The sequence below is a fragment of the Cellulosimicrobium funkei genome, from assembly GCF_001019615.1.
In the GTDB taxonomy this organism is placed as follows: domain Bacteria; phylum Actinomycetota; class Actinomycetes; order Actinomycetales; family Cellulomonadaceae; genus Cellulosimicrobium; species Cellulosimicrobium cellulans_E.
Window position 1 is genome coordinate 213,491 of record NZ_JNBQ01000003.1, and the last position, 17,240, is coordinate 230,730.

The window sequence follows — 17,240 nt, forward strand, 5'->3', positions numbered from 1 at the left end:
GGCATGATCGAGGACCGTGGCCCACGAACCCCGCGTCCCCCTGCGTCCTGCCGTCGCCGCGCTGCCGGCCTACGTCCCGGGTGCCCGCGTCGCCCCGGGCGCGGCGGCGTTCAAGCTCTCCTCCAACGAGAACCCGTACCCGCCGCTGCCGGCGGTCGTCGCGGCGATCGCCGACGCCGCGGCGGACGTCAACCGCTACCCGGACATGTACGCGACCGAGCTCACCGAGGCGCTCGCAGCCGACACGGGCGTCGGTGCCGACCAGGTCGTGGTGGGCAACGGCTCGGTCGCGGTGCTCGCGCACGTGCTGCAGACGGTCGTCGAGCCGGGGGACGAGGTCGTGTACCCGTGGCGGTCGTTCGAGGCGTACCCGATCGCGGTCGCCGTCGCGGGCGGGACGTCGGTCCAGGTGCCGCTGCGGACCGGGGCCGACGTCGGCCGGCTCGACCTGCCCGCCATGGCTGCGGCGATCACGGACCGCACGCGCGTCGTGATGGTCTGCACGCCCAACAACCCGACCGGTCCGGTCGTGCACCGCGCGGAGCTCGAGACGTTCCTCGCGGCCGTGCCGTCGGACGTGCTGGTCGTGCTCGACGAGGCGTACCTCGAGTTCGTGCGCGACCCCGAGGCCCCCGACGGCCTCGCCGTGTACGCGCAGCACCCGAACGTCGTGCTGCTCCGCACGTTCTCCAAGGCGTACGGCCTGGCCGGCCTGCGCGTGGGTTACGCCGTCGCGCGCCCGCGGCTCGCGGCGGGGATCCGCGCGGTGTCGACGCCGTTCGGCGTCTCCCACGTGGCGCAGCGCGCGGCCATCGCGTCGCTCGCCGCGCGCGACGAGCTGCTCCAGCGGGTCGAGCACCTCGTCGCCGACCGCGCGCGCCTCGTCGAGGGCTTGCGCGACCAGGGCTGGGTGCTGCCGGAGTCGCAGGCGAACTTCGTGTGGTTCGACCTGGGCGAGCGGACCATGCAGCGCACCGAGGAGGCCCGCGCGGCCGGGGCGATCGTGCGCCCGTTCGCGGGCGAGGGCCTGCGCGTGAGCGTCGGCGAGCCGGAGGCGACGGACCTCTTCCTCCGCGTGAGCGCCACCTGGCTCTGAGCCCGTCCGTCCGGGGCAGGCACCCGAGCGGTCCCTGTTGCCGGACGCCGTCGGCGCGAGAACACTCGCGTCCATGGACAACGTGGAGTACGACCAGTTCGTGGACCAGTACGGCTGGGCCTTCGGCACCGCCGCGCTGGTCGTCTACGTCGCGGTGGCGGTGATCTTCTTCATCGCCTACGTCCGGATCATCCAGAAGGCCGGCTACTCGGGATGGTGGATCCTCGTCGGGCTCGTGCCGATCCTCAACGTCGTGATGTTCCTCGTGTTCGCGTTCTCGCGCTGGCCCGTGCTGCGCGAGCGCGACGCGCTGCGCGCGGGCGGCGTGTACCCGCGATAGGGCGGACCCCCGTAGGGGTGGGGGTCGTCCGGTGGGGATTGGAGGTTCCCTACAGCCCGCCGCGACGGATGTTGGGCGACACGTCGGCAGCCGAACCTACGGTGTCGTAGCCTACGCTTGCGTAGGCTACGGAGACGTAGGTTCCGACGGCGCCCCTGACCGGGCGCCTCCCGCCCCCCGAGCGGGCCGGCCGCACGGCCGGGCCGCACCGAAGGAGAGTCGCGTGACCGAGAACGACGCGAGAGCTGCCGCGCGGGACGGCGCGAGCACGCCCCCCGACCTCCCCGACGTCGCCGGCGGTCCCGACGACGCCCCCCTGCTCCAGCTCGTGACCCCGGCCGGTGCCCGCGTCACGACGCGCGAGACCGACGGCTACCGGGAGCGGGTCGCCCACCTGGACGCCGACGCCCTGCGCGGGCTCTACCGCGACATGGTGCTCACGCGCCGCTTCGACGACGAGGCGACGTCGCTCCAGCGCCAGGGCGAGCTCGGCCTGTTCGCGCAGGCGAAGGGCCAGGAGGCCGCGCAGATCGGCTCCGGCCGCGCGCTCGCGCCGCAGGACTACGTCTTCCCCTCCTACCGCGAGCACGGGGTCTCGCACGTGCGCGGCATCGACCCGACGGCGCGCCTGCGCCTCTTCCGCGGCGTGGACCACGGCGGCTGGGACCCGACGGCGCACAACGTGCACCTGTACACCCTCGTCATCGGGTCGCACGCGCTGCACGCGACCGGGTACGCGATGGGCGTCCAGCGCGACGGCCTCGTGGGCTCGGGCGACCCGGAGCGCGACGCGGCCGTCGTCACGTACTTCGGCGACGGCGCGACGTCGCAGGGCGACGTCAACGAGGCGCTCGTGTTCGCGGCCGTGAACAACGCGCCCGTCGTGTTCTTCTGCCAGAACAACCAGTGGGCGATCTCCGAGCCCACCACCAAGCAGACGCGCGTGCCGCTCTACCGCCGCGGCGGCGGGTTCGGCGTCCCGAGCGTGCGGGTCGACGGCAACGACGTGCTCGCGTGCTACGCCGTGACCGCGGAGGCGCTCGAGCGCGCGCGGTCCGGCGGCGGCCCGACGTTCGTGGAGGCGTTCACGTACCGCATGGGCGCGCACACGACGTCGGACGACCCGACCAAGTACCGCTCGCGGGCCCAGGAGGAGTACTGGCGCCGCCGCGACCCGATCGACCGGCTCGAGAACCTGCTCCGCGCCGAGGACGCGTGGGACGACGCGTTCGCCGCCGACCTCGCGGCCGAGGCCGACGCGCTCGGCGAGCGGCTGCGCGACGAGGTCCGCGCGCTCGCCGCGCCCGACCCGTCCAGCATGTTCGACCACGTCTACGCGACCCCGAACGCCGTGGTCGAGCGCGAGAAGGCGTGGTTCGCCGACTACCAGCAGTCCTTCGAGGAGCCGGCCGCGGAGGTGGCCCGATGAGCGAGAACAAGACCCTGACCCTCGCCCGCGCGATCAACGAGGGCCTGCGCCGGTCGCTCGAGACCGACCCGAAGGTCCTGCTCATGGGGGAGGACATCGGCGCGCTCGGCGGCGTGTTCCGCGTGACCGACGGGCTGCAGAAGGACTTCGGCGAGGACCGGGTGGTCGACACGCCGCTCGCGGAGTCAGGCATCCTCGGCACGGCGATCGGGCTCGCGCTGCGCGGCTACCGCCCGGTCTGCGAGATCCAGTTCGACGGCTTCATCTTCCCCGCGTACGACCAGATCACGACGCAGCTCGCGAAGATGGGCTACCGGTCGGGCGGAAAGCTCCAGGTGCCCGTCGTGATCCGCGTGCCGTACGGGGGCGGGATCGGCGCCGTCGAGCACCACAGCGAGAGCCCCGAGGCGCTGTTCGCCCACACCGCGGGCCTGCGCGTCGTGTCGCCGTCCACGCCGCAGGACGCGTACACGATGATCCAGGAGGCCATCGCCTCGCCCGACCCGGTGCTGTTCTTCGAGCCCAAGGGCCGCTACTGGGAGAAGGGTCCCGTCGAGACCGCCGGGCGTGGCGAGGGCGCGACCGTGCTCGACCGCGCGCGCGTCGTCCGCCCCGGCACCGACCTCACGCTCGTCGCCTACGGGCCGACCGTGGCGACCGCGCTCCGCGCCGCCGCCGCGGCCGAGCAGGAGGGGCGCAGCGTCGAGGTCGTCGACCTGCGCAGCATCTCCCCGCTCGACACCGCGACCGTCGTGGAGTCCGTGCGCCGGACCGGGCGCTGCGTCGTCGTGCACGAGGCCCCGACCTACCTGGGCTCGGGCGCCGAGGTCGCGGCCCGCGTGACCGAGGAGTGCTTCTACTCGCTCGAGGCGCCCGTGCTGCGCGTCGGCGGCTTCCACACCCCGTACCCCGTCGCCAAGATCGAGCACGACTACCTGCCGAGCCTCGACCGCGTGCTCGACGCCGTCGACCGCGCGTTCGCGTTCTGACGCGTCCGTAGCGACCTCGAGCGACCTCGACAGCGCCGACCGGGACCACCAGGAGGACCACGCAGTGCCCACCTTCGAGAAGTTCAACCTCCCCGACGCGGGCGAGGGCCTCACCGAGGCTGAGATCGTGCACTGGCACGTCGCCGTCGGCGACGCGGTGACGGTCAACCAGACGATCGTCGAGATCGAGACGGCCAAGTCGCTCGTCGAGCTCCCGTCGCCGTACACGGGCGTCGTCACGGAGATCCTCGCGCCGGAGGGGACGACGGTCGAGGTCGGTGTGCCGATCATCGTCGTGGACACCGACCCGTCCGGTGCCGCGCCGGCGCCGAGCGCGCCGGCCGGCGTCGTGCCCGACGGCGCCGACGCTGTCCCGTCGCCCGCCTCGCCCGCGGGCGCCGGGTCGGAGGGCGCGACGCCGTCCGCCGCGGCCGGTGGCTCCGGCTCGGTCCTCGTGGGGTACGGCACGGTGGAGCCGGGCACGGCCCGTCGCCGCCGCCGCGTTCCGGACACGGCCCCGGCCGCCGCGCCGGCGGCAGCCGTCCCGGCGCCTGTCCCGGCGGCAGCCGCCCCCGTGCCCGCGGCGAGCAAGCCGACCCCCGCGCCCGCCGCCGTCGCTCACGTGCACCTGCCGGTGCTGGCGAAGCCGCCGGTGCGCAAGCTCGCCAAGGACCTCGGCGTCGACCTCGCGAGCGTCGCCGGCACCGGGCCGGGCGGGATCGTCACGCGCGAGGACGTGCAGGCGTACCACGAGCAGGCGAAGGCGCAGCCGCTCGCGACGTACGCCGACGACGACCAGCCGTGGCTCGCGTCCGGCGCCGTCACCCCGGACGGCCGCCAGACGCGCGTGCCCGTGAAGTCGGTGCGCAAGCGCACCGCCGAGGCGATGGTGACGAGCGCGTTCACCGCCCCCCACGTCACCGTCTTCCACACGGTCGACGTCACCAAGACCATGCGCCTCGTGCACACGCTGCGCGAGGACCGGGAGTTCGCCGACGTGCGCGTCACGCCGCTGCTCGTCACCGCCAAGGCGCTGCTCCTCGCCGTGCGCCGCCACCCGGAGATCAACGCGAGCTGGGACGACGCCGCGCAGGAGATCGTCTACAAGCACTACGTGAACCTGGGGATCGCGGCCGCGACGCCGCGCGGGCTCGTGGTGCCGAACATCAAGGACGCGCACCGCCTCGACCTGCACGGCCTCGCGGGCGAGATCGCGGACCTCACGTCGACCGCGCGGGCGGGCCGCACGTCGCCCACCGACATGTCCGACGGCACCATCACGATCACGAACGTCGGCGTGTTCGGCATCGACACGGGGACGCCGATCCTCAACCCGGGCGAGGCCGCGATCCTCGCGTTCGGCGCGATCCGCGAGCAGCCGTGGGTCCACAAGGGCAAGATCAAGAAGCGCTGGGTCACGCAGCTCGCGCTGAGCTTCGACCACCGCCTCGTCGACGGCGAGCTCGGCGCGCGCGTGCTGGCCGACGTCGCGAAGGTGCTCGAGGACCCGGCGCGCGGCCTCGTCTGGGGCTGAGCCCGCGCGGTGCTCCGCTTGCGGGCACCCGGCGAACGGCGAGCATGGGCCTCGGAGGGAGCCGGTGAACCTCACCGGTGTCGTTCGAGGGAGGTCGCGTGCGCAGCGCTCGGGGCAGGGCGGTCCGGCCGACGGCGGGAGCCGGGCCGGGAGGCCGGCGCCGGGCGCGGGCAGCGATCCCCACGGGTGCGCTCGCCGGTCTCACGGCGCTCGGCCTCGCCGCGTGCGCCGGGCCGGGCACGGCGGACGCCCGGGCGGTCGTCGAGGAGCTCGCCGCCGCCGTCGCGGGAGGTGACGGCACCGCCGCGTGCGCCCTGATCCTGCCGGACGCCGCGGACGCGCTCGCCGCGGACGAGGGCGAGCCGTGCGCGGACGTGGTCACCGCGCCCGACGGTCCGCTCGCCGCGCTCGCCGCGGCGGGGGACGACCTCGTCGTCGAGGACGTCCACGTGGCGGGCCGGCAGGCGCAGGTCGTCACCGCGACCGACACGCTCTTCCTCGCCGTGTCTGGGGACGGCTGGGTCGTCACCGCGGCGGGCTGCACGCCGCGCGAGGACCGCCCCTACGACTGCGAGGTCGAGGCATGAGGGTCCCGCGGCTGATGTTCTGGGCGACGCTCGTGCTCGTCTGCGCGGGCCTCGCCGTCACGTTCGTGCTCGCGGCGGTGCACCGATGAGCGCCGGCTCCGGGAAGGGCGGCGTCCTCGGCGGGCTGCGCGCGAGCTCGCTGAGCCTCTTCTTCGCCGCCGCGTTCCTCGCGTCGCTCGTCGCCCAGGCGGTGAGCGGGGTCGCGGTCTTCAACACGGACCAGCGCGCGGCGGGGCTCGACCCGGTGACGTTCGGGCAGTACGTGGCGTCGTCGGCGTTCTGGGTCGACGTCACCGAGAACTGGCAGTCCGAGTACCTCCAGTTCCTGCTCTTCATCACCGCGACGGTCTGGTTCGTGCAGCGCGGCTCGCCCGAGTCGAAGAAGCTCGAGGAGGCCGGCCGCGAGTCCGACGAGGACCAGAAGGTGGGCGAGCACGCGACGCCCGACTCCCCGGCCTGGGCGCGGGCCGGGGGCTGGCGGCTCGCGGTCTACTCGCGCTCGCTCTCGCTCGTCATGGGCGCGATCTTCCTCGGCTCGTGGGCGGCGCAGTCGGCGGCGGGCGCCGTGGCGTTCAGCGAGGAGCAGCTGCGCGAGCTCGAGGACCCGGTGCCCTGGACGGAGTACCTCTCGATGCCCGACTTCTGGAGCCGGACGTTCCAGAACTGGCAGTCCGAGATGCTGGCGGTGCTCAGCATGGTCGTGCTCGCGATCTACCTGCGCGAGCGCGGGTCGCCCGAGTCGAAGCCCGTCGGCTCGTCGCACGAGGCGACGGGCGTCGAGGGCTGACCGCGGACGGCTCCCGCCGCACGTCCGCGTGCCGTGCGACCGCCGGTCGCCCCAGGTCACGGACCGCTCACAGCGGCGCCGCACCCGGTGTGCGGAAGACCTCACACGGGCTTAACGGCGGTCGCGCGCCGGGGAAACACGGCGTTCCTAGCGTCCTGGGTACTGACCGGGACCTGCTGAAGGAGCCGCCATGTCCGCGCCCACGAGCCCCACCACCCACGAGGGTGAGCAGTCCGCAGAGCACCCCTCCGGCACCTCGACCACCACGACCGCCCCGGCCTCCGCGCCCGTGGCCACGACCGCCGTCGGGCTGAGCATCGCCTCGACGGCCGGCCGCGCCACGACCGCCCCGACCCATCGCTCGGGGCGCTGGATCGACCGCTGGGACCCGGAGGACCCGACGTTCTGGCGCGACGGCGGCCGGAAGGTAGCGACGCGCAACCTGTGGATCTCGGTGTTCGCGGAGTTCCTGGGCTTCGCGGTCTGGGCGCTGTGGTCGATCGTCGTGCCGCAGCTCCCCGCCGCCGGGTTCACGTTCACGGTCGACCAGCAGTTCTGGCTCATCGCCGTGCCGAGCCTCGTCGGTGCGACGCTGCGCATCCCGTACACGTTCGCGGTGCCGCTGTTCGGCGGCCGCAACTGGACCGTGGTCTCCGCGCTCCTGCTCCTGCTCCCGACGGGCGCGCTCGCGGTCGCGGTGCAGGACCCGGGGACGCCGTTCGGCGTCATGCTCGCGGTCGCGGCCCTCGCCGGCTTCGGCGGCGGCAACTTCGCCTCGTCGATGGCGAACATCTCGTTCTTCTACCCGGAGCGGGAGAAGGGCAAGGCGCTGGGCCTCAACGCCGCGGGCGGCAACCTGGGGACGGCGGTCGTGCAGCTCGCGGTGCCGCTCGTCATCGTCGCCGGGGCGGGCGTCGCGCTCGAGCGAGCGGGTCTCATGATGATCCCGTTCATCCTGCTCGCGGCGTTCCTCGCGTGGCGGTTCATGGACAACCTGTCCACCGCGAAGGCCGACCCGAAGTCGTTCGCCGCCGCGACGCGGAACAAGCACACGTGGATCATCTCGTTCCTCTACATCGGGACGTTCGGGTCGTTCATCGGGTACGCCGGGGCGTTCCCCATGCTGCTCAAGGGCCAGTTCCCCGAGGTGACGCTCTCGATCGCGTTCCTCGGCGCGCTCGTCGGCTCGGTCACGCGGCCGCTCGGCGGCGTCATCGCGGACCGCGTGGGCGGCACGCGCGTCACCATCGCCTCGTACGGCGTGATGGCGCTCGGGGCGTTCGGCGCGATCCAGGCGCTCCAGTCGCACAGCTTCGGCCTGTTCTTCGCGTCGTTCCTCGTCCTGTTCGTCGCGACGGGCATCGGCAACGGTTCGACCTACCGGATGATCCCGGCCGTCTTCCAGGCGAGCGCCGTCCCGGGCGGCACGCTCGACGGGCCGACGGCGGTCGACGCTGCGACGCTCGACGAGGCCCGGGCCCGCGCCCGCAAGGCCGCGGCCGGGTGCATCGGGATCGCCGGTGCGATCGGCGCCTTCGGCGGCTTCCTCATCCCGCGCGGGTTCGCGGCGTCGACGAGCCTCGCCGGCTCGCTCGTCCCGGCCCTGTGGGTGTTCATCGGGATGTACGCGGTCATGGCGGTCGTCGCCTGGGCCGTGTACCTGCGCAAGGGGTCGGCGCTCGCGTCGGCCGGGATCTGAGCGGAGGCCACGAGTGCCGTCCGCTCCCACGACCGCCGCGCCGGGGATCTCTGAGGTCCCCGGCGCGGCGCCGGCCGCAGCCGCGCGAGCCGCCGACACGCACTGCCCGTACTGCGCGCTCCAGTGCGGTATGCGGTTGTCCCCGTCGGACGACCGGGGGCCGTCGGCCCTGCTCCCGGTGACGGTCGCCCCGCGCGACTTCCCGACCAACCGCGGCGGCCTGTGCCAGAAGGGCTGGACGAGCGCGTCGGTCCTCCGCGCGACGGACCGGATCACGACCCCGCTGCTGCGCGGGAGCGACGGCGCGCTGCACCCGGCGTCGTGGGACGAGGCGCTGGACGTCGTGGCGGCCGGGATCGTGCGCGTGCAGGACGAGCACGGCCGGGACGCGGTCGCGGTCTTCGGTGGCGGCGGCCTGACGAACGAGAAGGCGTACGCGCTCGGCAAGTTCGCGCGCACGGTGCTGCGGACCGCGAACATCGACTACAACGGGCGCTTCTGCATGGCGTCGGCGGCCGCGGGGGCGAACCGGGCCTTCGGCGCGGACCGCGGGCTGCCGTTCCCGCTCGCGGACCTCGCCGGTGCGGACGCCGTGGTCCTGCTCGGTTCCAACCTCGCCGAGACCATGCCGCCGTCGGTCCAGCACCTCGCGGGCGTGCGCTCGCGCGGCGGGCTCGTCGTCGTGGACCCGCGTCGCAGCGCGACGGCGGCGCTCACGGGCGAGCCGGGGGACGTCGGCGGGCTGGGCGACCAGGGCGTGCACCTCCAGCCCGTGCCCGGCACGGACCTGGTGGTGCTGCTCGCGCTGCTGCACGTCGTGGTCACGGAGGGGCTCGCGGACGCGGAGTACCTCGCCGCGCGCACGTCGGGGTTCGACGACGTCCGGCGATCCGTCATGGCGTGGTGGCCCGAGCGCGCGGAGACGGTCTGCGGGGTCCCGGCCGACCGGCTGCGGTACGTGGCCCGGCTGCTCGCCGCGGCGTCGCCCGCCCGTGGCGGCGCGGGCGCGTACGTGCTCACGGGGCGCGGCGTCGAGCAGTCCTCGCAGGGCACCGCGACGGTGACGGCCGCGATCAACCTCGCGCTCGCGCTCGGCATGCCGGGCCGCGTCGGCTCCGGCTACGGCGCGATCACCGGCCAGGGGAACGGGCAGGGCGGGCGCGAGCACGGCCAGAAGGCCGACCAGCTCCCCGGGTACCGCAAGATCGACGACGCGGTGGCCCGCGCCCACGTCGCGGCCGTCTGGGGCGTCGACCCGGCGACGATCCCCGGCCCGGGGATGCCCGCCGTCGAGCTGCTGCGCTCGCTCGGCGCCCGGCCGGGACCGGAGGGTGCGGGCACCACCTACGCCGAGGACGGGCGCCCGCGCGCGCTGCTCGTGCACGGGTCGAACGTCGTGGTCAGCGCACCGGACGCGGACCAGGTCGCCGCGAACCTGCGCGCCCTCGACCTGCTCGTGGTGTGCGACCTGGTGCCGTCGGAGACGGCGCTGCTCGCCGACGTCGTGCTGCCCGTGACGCAGTGGGCGGAGGAGGAGGGCACCATGACGTCGCTCGAGGGGCGCGTGATCCGCCGCCGTCGCGCGGTCGACGCGCCCGGCGAGGCGCGCTCGGAGCTGTGGATCCTCGCGGAGCTCGCGCGGCGCCTGGGCTCGGACGTCTCCTTCCCGACCGACCCCGCCGTCGTCTTCGACGAGCTCGCGCGCGCCTCCGCGGGCGGCGTGGCCGACTACTCGGGCCTGAGCCACGCGCGCCTCGACGCGGACGAGGACGACGGCGGCCCGGGGCTGTACTGGCCCGTCCCGAGCGCGGAGCACCCGGGCACGCCGCGGACGTTCCTCGACCGTTTCGCCACGCCGGACGGGCGCGCGCGGATGGTCGCCGTCGACCACGTCGGGCCGAGCGACGACGTACGCCCCGACGCCCCGCTCTACCTCGTCACCGGTCGCGTGCTGCAGCACTACCAGTCGGGCGCGCAGACGCGCCGCGTGGCGGAGCTCGACCGCCTCGTGCCGGAGCCGTTCGTCGAGCTGCACCCGGTCCTCGGCCTGCGGCTCGGGGTCGGCGACGGCGACCGCGCCCGCCTCACGACGCGTCGCGGCGAGATCGAGGCAGTCGCCCGGTGGAGCGACCGGATCCGGCCGGACACCGTCTTCATGCCCTTCCACTGGAGCGGGGAGGGCAGCGTCAACCGCGTCACGACGGACGCGACCGACCCGATCTCGGGCATGCCCGAGTTCAAGGTGTGCGCCGTGGACGTGCTGCGTGCACCCGGCACCCAGGAGGTGGGCGCATGACGCGCGTCGTCGTGGTCGGCAACGGCATGGTCGGGTCGCGGTTCGCGAGCGACCTCGTGGCACGGTGCGGGACCTCCGCGGGGCCGACGGCCGTCGAGGTCACCGTGCTGGGGGCCGAGGAGTACGAGCCGTACAACCGCGTGCTGCTCAGCGAGGTCGTCGCGGGCAAGGTCGACGTCGCGGCGATCGGGCTGCCCGGCGCGGACGACGCCCGGGTGACCGTCCGGCGCGGCACCGAGGCCATCGCGATCGACCGCGCCGCGCGCCGCGTCGTCACGGGGGAGGGGGCGTACCCGTACGACGTCGTCGTGCTCGCCACGGGCGCAGCCGCCCGGATCCCCGACCTGCCGGGTCTGACGGACCTGCCGGGCGGCCTGCCCCGCGGCGTGCACGCGCTGCGCACGCTCGACGACGCGCGCGAGATCGTCGCGGCGTCGGTCAACGCCCGGCACGCCGTGGTCGTCGGGGCGGGCGTGCTCGGGCTCGAGGTCGCGTGCGGGCTCGCGCGCCGCGGCGTCGCCGTGAGCCTCGTGCACGGGGGCGGGAGCGTCATGGACCGCCAGCTCGACCGCGCCGCGGGCGACGTCGTCGCGCGCAGCCTCGCGGGGCTCGGCGTGCGGACCTGGACCCGTGCCCGCACCGAGCGCGTCGTCGTGGAGTCGGGCTCCGTGCGCGGCGTGACGCTCCGCGTGCCCGACGGCGGGGCTCCCGCCGGGCCGTCGGCCCGCCCGGATGATGGCGCCGAGGGAGCGGGCGACCACGCGACGCGGCTCGTCGACCTCGAGGCCGACCTGCTCGTGCTCGCGTGCGGCACCGTGCCCGAGGCCGGGCTCGCGCGCGCGGCGGGCGTCGCGGTCGACCGGGGCGTCGTCGTCGGGCACGACCTCGCGAGCCCCGACGACCCGCGCGTGTTCGCGATCGGTGACTGCGCGCAGCCGCCCGAGGGCGCCACCGGGCTGATCGCTCAGGGGTGGGACCAGTCGCGACGGCTCGCGGAGCACCTCGCGGAGCGGTTCGCCGCAGCGGGCGCCGGGGGGCCGGGCGCCGCGCAGGGGGCGGCGCCGGGCCGCCCGCGCGTCCGCCTGGGGGTCGACGCCGACCGGCCGAGCATGGCGCTGCGCCTCGCCATCAACGTGGTCGCACGCCCGCTCGGGGAGTCGCCCGTGCCGTCGGCACAGGACCTGCCCGGTGTCGACGAGCGCCCGAAGGCCGGGACCGACGTCGTGCGCGTCAAGGCCGCCGGGCTCGAGATCGTGACGATGGGCGTGTGCGGCGAGCGGCGGACGCCCGACCCCGCGCAGCGCTCCGTGACGCTGAGCGACCCGGCGTCGGGCCGGCACGTCGAGGTGGTCGTCGCGGACGGCCTGCTCGTGGGGGCGACGTGCGTCGGCGCGCCCGAGGTGGGCGCCGACCTCACGGCGACGTACACGCGCCGGGTCCCCGTGCCGGTCGACCCGGCCCACCTGCTGCTGCGGCCCGTCGCGCAGGCTCCCGCGCCGGCGTCGTCCCCGACCCACATGCCCGACCGGACCACGGTGTGCACGTGCAACGGCGTGACCAAGGGCGACGTCGTCGGGTGCTGGCACGACGGCGCCCGGAGCGTCGACGACGTGGCGCGGGCCACGCGCGCCACGACGGGCTGCGGCGGGTGCAAGGACGTCGTGTGCGGGCTCGTCGACTGGCTCGCGAAGGCGGACCCCGACCAGACGAGGGTCGCGCTCGGCGCGTGAGGTCGGCGGCCGGGCGACCTCACACCTCGCCGACCGGCCGGGTGAGAACACCGTTACGGACGGGCAACGGACGGGGCACGGTCGCGAAACCGCCCGTCCGTAGCGTCGATCGTGCCTTCCCGGAAGGCCCCGGGGACGACCCGGTCGGCGGGCCGGGGAGGTGGCCTCCCGCCCCCGATCCACCAGGAGCCCGCCGTGACCGGACCTCAGACCGATCCCGCCCCCGCCCCGGCACCCGGTGCGCCCCCCCGGCACCTCGTCGTCGTCGGCGGCGGCATGGTGGCGCAGCGGCTCGTCGAGGCGCTGCGTGCGCGCGACACCGAGGGCGCGTGGCGTGTCTCGCTCTTCGCGGAGGAGCCGCGCAAGCCCTACGACCGCGTCGCCCTGACGAGCTACTTCTCGGCCCGCGACGCCGACGAGCTCACGCTGGGCGACCCGGCGCTGTGGGACGACCCCCTGGTGACGCTGCACCGCGACTGCGCGGTGACGTCGATCGACCGCGACGCGCGGACCGTCACCGACCGGCTCGGGCGCGTGCACGCGTACGACGAGCTCGTCCTGGCGACGGGGTCGAGCGCCGCGATGCCGCCCATCCCGGGCAACGACCTCCCGGGCGTGTTCGTCTACCGCACGATCGACGACGTCGCCGCACTGCGCGGGTGGGTCGAGGAGAAGCGCCGGACCGCCACGACCGAGGGCGGCTGGGAGCGGCCGGTGCGCGGCGCGGTGATCGGCGGCGGCCTCCTGGGCCTCGAGGCGGCGGGCGCGCTCAAGGCTCTCGGCGCGCAGGCCACGGTCATCCAGTTCGGCACGCACATGATGGACGCGCAGATCGACCTGGGCGGCGGCGAGGCCCTCAAGCGCCTCATCAACGGCATGGGCATCGCGGTCCGATGCAACACGGGCACCAAGGAGATGAAGGTCTCCCGCAAGACCGGGCACGTCGGCCGGCTCGACTTCGCCGACGGCGGCCGGCTCGACGTGGACGTCGTCGTCGTCGCGACGGGCGTGCGACCGCGCGACGAGCTCGCGCGCTCGGCAGGGCTCGCGATCGGGGAGCGCGGGGGCGCCGTCGTCGACCTGGCGTGCCGCACCGAGGACGAGCACGTGTGGGCCGTGGGCGAGGTCGCGTGCATCGAGGGCCGGTGCATCGGCCTGGTCGCGCCGGGCTACGCCATGGCGGAGGTCGTTGCGGACCGCCTGCTCGGCGGCGAGGCCACGTTCCCCGGTGCGGACACGGCGACCAAGCTCAAGCTGCAGGGCGTCGACGTCGCGAGCTTCGGCGACGCGTTCGGCCGCACCGAGGGCGCGATGGAGCTCGTCTGGGCCGACCCGGTCGCGGGCGTCTACAAGAAGCTCGTCCTGTCCGACGACGCGCGGACACTCCTGGGCGGCGTGTTCGTCGGCGATGCGTCGCCGTACGCCTCGCTGCGGCCGATGCTGGGGACGGAGCTGCCCGGCGACCCGGGGCCGTTCCTGCTCCCCGAGGGATCCGGGGGCGGGGCGCCGAGCCTCGAGCTCCCCGACGACGCCACGGTCTGCTCGTGCAACAACGTCAGCGCCGGGACGATCCGGGGTGCGGTCACCGAGCACGGGTGTACCGACCTCGCGGGCGTCAAGGCGTGCACGCGCGCGGGGACGAGCTGCGGGTCGTGCCTGCCGCTCGTCAAGAAGATCACCACGACCGAGCTCGCCCGGGCCGGGGTCGAGGTCTCGAACGCGCTGTGCGAGCACTTCGACCTCTCGCGCGCTCAGCTCTTCGACGCCGTGCGCGTCGCCGGCCTGCACACGTTCAGCGAGATCGTCGGGCGGTTCGGTCGGGTGCCTGAGCCCGTGACCGACACCCAGGGCGCCGTGCTCGTCCGCGACGCGGGGCGCGGCTGCGACATCTGCAAGCCCACGATCGCGTCGATCCTCGCGTCGCTCGGCAACGGGCACATCCTCGACGGCGAGCAGGCGACGCTGCAGGACACCAACGACCACGTCATGGCGAACATGCAGAAGGACGGCACGTACTCCGTCGTCCCGCGCATCCCCGGGGGTGAGATCACGCCCGACGGGCTGCTCGTCATCGGTCAGGTCGCCAAGGACTTCGGGCTCTACACGAAGATCACGGGCGGCCAGCGCATCGACATGTTCGGGGCGCGGATCGAGCAGCTCCCGCACATCTGGCGCCGGCTCGTGGAGCACGGGTTCGAGTCCGGGCACGCGTACGGCAAGTCGCTGCGGACCGTGAAGTCGTGCGTCGGGTCCACGTGGTGCCGGTTCGGGGTGCAGGACTCGGTGGGCATGGCCGTCGAGCTCGAGCTGCGGTACCGCGGCCTGCGCTCGCCGCACAAGCTCAAGCTCGGCGTCTCCGGGTGCGCACGCGAGTGCGCCGAGGCGCGCGGCAAGGACGTCGGCGTCATCGCGACGGACAAGGGCTGGAACGTCTACGTGGGCGGCAACGGCGGGTTCACGCCCCGGCACGCGCAGCTCCTCGCCGAGGACCTGGACGACGAGGCGCTCGTCCGGACCATCGACCGCTTCCTCATGTACTACATCCGCACGGCCGACCGCCTCCAGCGCACGGCCGCGTGGGTCGAGGACTACGAGGGCGGCCTCGACGCGATCCGCGAGGTGGTCGTCGAGGACTCGCTCGGCCTCGGCGCCGACCTCGACGCCGCGATGGCCCGCCACGTCGGCGACTACGAGGACGAGTGGCGCGCGGTCCTCGAGGACCCGGAGAAGCTGCGCCGCTTCGGCTCGTTCGTCAACGCGCCCGCCGAGCCCGACCCCGACCTCGCGTACGTCACCGAGCGCGGCCAGATCCGGCCCGTGACGGCGGACGAGCGCGCCGCCCTCGAGGAGGCCCGCGCCGCGGGTCTCGCCACCGTCCCCGCCGGCCCCGTGGTGATCGCCGGCACGACCCTGGAGGTCCGTCGATGAGCGTCGCGTCAGCAGAACAGGTCGGTCCTGCGGCCTCGGCGACCACGGAGTGGGAGCGCGTCTGCCTCCTGCGCGACCTCCTCGTCGAGCGCGGTGCCGCCGCCCTCGTCGGCGGGGTGCAGGTCGCGCTGTTCCGCCTCCCCGACGACACGGTGCGCGTCGTGCAGCAGCGCGACCCGTACTCGGGCGCGAACGTCATGTCGCGCGGCATCGTGGGCACGCGTGGCGGCGTGCCCACGGTCGCCGGGCCCATGTACAAGCAGGTCTTCGACCTCGCGACCGGTCGGTGCCTCGAGGCCGCCGGGTACGTGCCCGTCCAGGGCCTCGCCCCGGACCTGGCGACGTGGCCCGTCGAGGTGCGCGACGGCGTCGTGCACGTGGGCGACCGTCCCGTCGCCCGTCCGGACGCCGCCGCGGACGGTGCGCCGTGACCACGCTCGTGGGCCTCGACCTCGCCGGGCGCACGGTCCTCGTCGCCGGCGGCGGCCCCGTCGCTGCCCGCCGCGCGCGGGAGATGGCCGACGACGGCGCGCACGTGCGCGTCGTCGCACCCCAGGTCTGCGAGGACCTGCGCGACCTCGTCGCGGCCTCGCTGCACGCCCCGCTCCTCGCGCCGTCGTCCGCCCAGCGGCGGTCCGACGGCGAGGCTGCACCCGGCGGTCGCGTCACCTGGGCACCGCGGGAGGTCCGCGAGTCGGACGTCGAGGACGCGTGGCTCGTGCTCGCGGCGACGGACGACTCGGGGACCAACCGCGCCGTCGCCGCGTGGGCGGCGGCGCGCCGCACCTGGTGCGTCAACGCCGGGGCCGCGCACGAGGGCACCGCGCGCACGCCCGCGACGACGCACAGCGGCGACGTGCTCGTCGGGGTCGTCACGGACGTCCCACCCGCGCACCTGTCAGCGGTCGGTCGCGCTGGGGAGCGGCGAGCGGCCGACTCCTCGGTCGAGCGGCGCGGCGCGGACCCGCGGCGGGCGCGTGCGGTGCGCGACGCGATCGCCGAGCACCTGCGCTCCGGCGGGGCCGACCAGCGGCGCCACCGCCCGGCGTCGGGCGGGCTCGGGAGCGTGACGCTCGTGGGCGGGGGACCCGGCGCCGTCGACCTGCTCACCGTCCGGGGACGCCGGGCGCTCGCGGAGGCGGACGTCGTCGTCGCGGACCGCCTCGGACCGGTCGACGTGCTCGACGAGCTCGCGCCCGGCGTCGAGGTGATCGACGTCGGCAAGACGCCCGGGAACCACCCCGTGCCGCAGCACGAGATCAACGCGATCCTCGTGGAGCAGGCGCAGCGCGGCCGGCGCGTCGTGCGGCTCAAGGGCGGCGACCCGTTCGTCTACGGGCGCGGCGGCGAAGAGGTGATCGCGTGCCGCGAGGCGGGCGTTCCGGTCGACGTCGTGCCGGGCGTGTCCAGCGCGCTGAGCGTCCCGGCGCTCGCGGGCATCCCGCTCACGCACCGGGGGACGGTCGCCGCGTTCCACGTGATCAGCGGGCACGACGGGCTCGACGCGGCCGCGCTCGCCGGGGTGCGCGACCGCACGGCTACGCTGGTGGTCCTCATGGGTGTCTCGCAGCTCGCACGCATCACGGCCCAGGCCCTCGGCGCCGGGGCCGACCCCGCGCTGCCCGTCGCGATCGTGGAGAGCGGCTCGACGCCGCGCCAGCGCGTCACGCGGGCCCCGCTCGGCGAGGTCGTGGAGCGCGCCGCCCAGTCCGGGGTCCGGCCCCCGGCGATCATCGTGGTGGGCGACGTCGCCGCCGAGGGACGGCTCGACCCGGCGACGGTCGCGTGACCGGCACCGGCAGCACCGAGATCGACCCGCCCGTCG

The 17,240-nt window shown here is 75.1% G+C and carries 13 protein-coding genes; all 13 read left to right on the forward strand.

Annotated elements, in window-relative coordinates:
- The first annotated feature begins 16 nt into the window (after nt 1-16).
- The 13 genes from hisC to cobA all read left to right on the forward strand — a co-directional run bounded on the left by hisC (nt 17) and on the right by cobA (nt 17,204).
- The gene (gene hisC, locus FB00_RS05405; RefSeq protein WP_047231836.1) at nt 17-1,096 is read left to right on the forward strand and encodes a histidinol-phosphate transaminase; all 1,080 of its coding nucleotides are present in this window, start codon (nt 17-19) and stop codon (nt 1,094-1,096) included.
- Nucleotides 1,097-1,169: 73 nt separating this feature from the next.
- Complete coding sequence (locus FB00_RS05410; RefSeq protein WP_197088752.1) at nt 1,170-1,436, forward strand: DUF805 domain-containing protein; 267 nt, start codon at nt 1,170-1,172, stop codon at nt 1,434-1,436.
- 316 nt (nt 1,437-1,752) lie between these two features.
- Complete coding sequence (pdhA, locus tag FB00_RS05415) at nt 1,753-2,865, forward strand: pyruvate dehydrogenase (acetyl-transferring) E1 component subunit alpha (RefSeq protein WP_047232000.1); 1,113 nt, start codon at nt 1,753-1,755, stop codon at nt 2,863-2,865.
- Nucleotides 2,862-3,854 (forward strand): alpha-ketoacid dehydrogenase subunit beta, encoded by a 993-nt coding sequence (locus FB00_RS05420; RefSeq protein WP_047231837.1) that lies wholly within the window; start codon nt 2,862-2,864, stop codon nt 3,852-3,854. Before pdhA ends, FB00_RS05420 begins: the two co-directional genes overlap by 4 nt.
- 64 nt (nt 3,855-3,918) lie before the next feature.
- A complete protein-coding gene (locus FB00_RS05425) occupies nt 3,919-5,388 on the forward strand; it encodes a dihydrolipoamide acetyltransferase family protein (protein WP_047231838.1) in 1,470 nt (489 codons plus the stop codon).
- A 98-nt stretch (nt 5,389-5,486) separates the two neighbouring features.
- A complete protein-coding gene (locus tag FB00_RS21940) occupies nt 5,487-5,975 on the forward strand; it encodes a hypothetical protein (RefSeq protein WP_156186308.1) in 489 nt (162 codons plus the stop codon).
- A gap of 85 nt (nt 5,976-6,060) precedes the next feature.
- Nucleotides 6,061-6,762 carry a DUF6766 family protein gene (locus tag FB00_RS05435; protein ID WP_047231839.1) on the forward strand — a complete coding sequence of 234 codons (702 nt, stop codon included), beginning with the start codon at nt 6,061-6,063 and terminating at the stop codon, nt 6,760-6,762.
- Nucleotides 6,763-6,952: 190 nt separating this feature from the next.
- Nucleotides 6,953-8,461 carry an MFS transporter gene (locus FB00_RS05440; protein ID WP_082141023.1) on the forward strand — a complete coding sequence of 503 codons (1,509 nt, stop codon included), beginning with the start codon at nt 6,953-6,955 and terminating at the stop codon, nt 8,459-8,461.
- Nucleotides 8,462-8,507: 46 nt separating this feature from the next.
- On the forward strand, nt 8,508-10,757 hold the full coding sequence (locus FB00_RS05445) for a molybdopterin oxidoreductase family protein (protein ID WP_156186316.1): 2,250 nt from the start codon (nt 8,508-8,510) through the stop codon (nt 10,755-10,757).
- Nucleotides 10,754-12,487 (forward strand): FAD-dependent oxidoreductase, encoded by a 1,734-nt coding sequence (locus FB00_RS05450; RefSeq protein ID WP_047231841.1) that lies wholly within the window; start codon nt 10,754-10,756, stop codon nt 12,485-12,487. The genes FB00_RS05445 and FB00_RS05450 overlap by 4 nt, the downstream gene beginning before the upstream one ends.
- A 195-nt stretch (nt 12,488-12,682) precedes the next feature.
- Complete coding sequence (nirB, locus tag FB00_RS05455; RefSeq protein ID WP_269429994.1) at nt 12,683-15,415, forward strand: nitrite reductase large subunit NirB; 2,733 nt, start codon at nt 12,683-12,685, stop codon at nt 15,413-15,415.
- Nucleotides 15,412-15,846, forward strand: coding sequence for a nitrite reductase small subunit NirD (nirD, locus tag FB00_RS05460; protein WP_047231842.1), 435 nt, complete (start codon nt 15,412-15,414; stop codon nt 15,844-15,846). The genes nirB and nirD overlap by 4 nt, the downstream gene beginning before the upstream one ends.
- On the forward strand, nt 15,843-17,204 hold the full coding sequence (cobA, locus tag FB00_RS05465; protein ID WP_047231843.1) for a uroporphyrinogen-III C-methyltransferase: 1,362 nt from the start codon (nt 15,843-15,845) through the stop codon (nt 17,202-17,204). Before nirD ends, cobA begins: the two co-directional genes overlap by 4 nt.
- Nucleotides 17,205-17,240 lie beyond the last annotated feature (36 nt).

Excerpts from the sequence above, each read along its gene's own strand:
- FB00_RS05410 (WP_197088752.1), top strand. The coding sequence starts at position 1,170 with ATGGACAACGTGGAGTACGACCAGTTCGTGGACCAGTACGGCTGGGCC.
- FB00_RS05420 (WP_047231837.1), top strand. The coding sequence starts at position 2,862 with ATGAGCGAGAACAAGACCCTGACCCTCGCCCGCGCGATCAACGAGGGC.
- FB00_RS05435 (WP_047231839.1), top strand. The coding sequence starts at position 6,061 with ATGAGCGCCGGCTCCGGGAAGGGCGGCGTCCTCGGCGGGCTGCGCGCG.
- FB00_RS05440 (WP_082141023.1), top strand. The coding sequence starts at position 6,953 with ATGTCCGCGCCCACGAGCCCCACCACCCACGAGGGTGAGCAGTCCGCA.
- FB00_RS05450 (WP_047231841.1), top strand. The coding sequence starts at position 10,754 with ATGACGCGCGTCGTCGTGGTCGGCAACGGCATGGTCGGGTCGCGGTTC.
- nirD (WP_047231842.1), top strand. The coding sequence starts at position 15,412 with ATGAGCGTCGCGTCAGCAGAACAGGTCGGTCCTGCGGCCTCGGCGACC.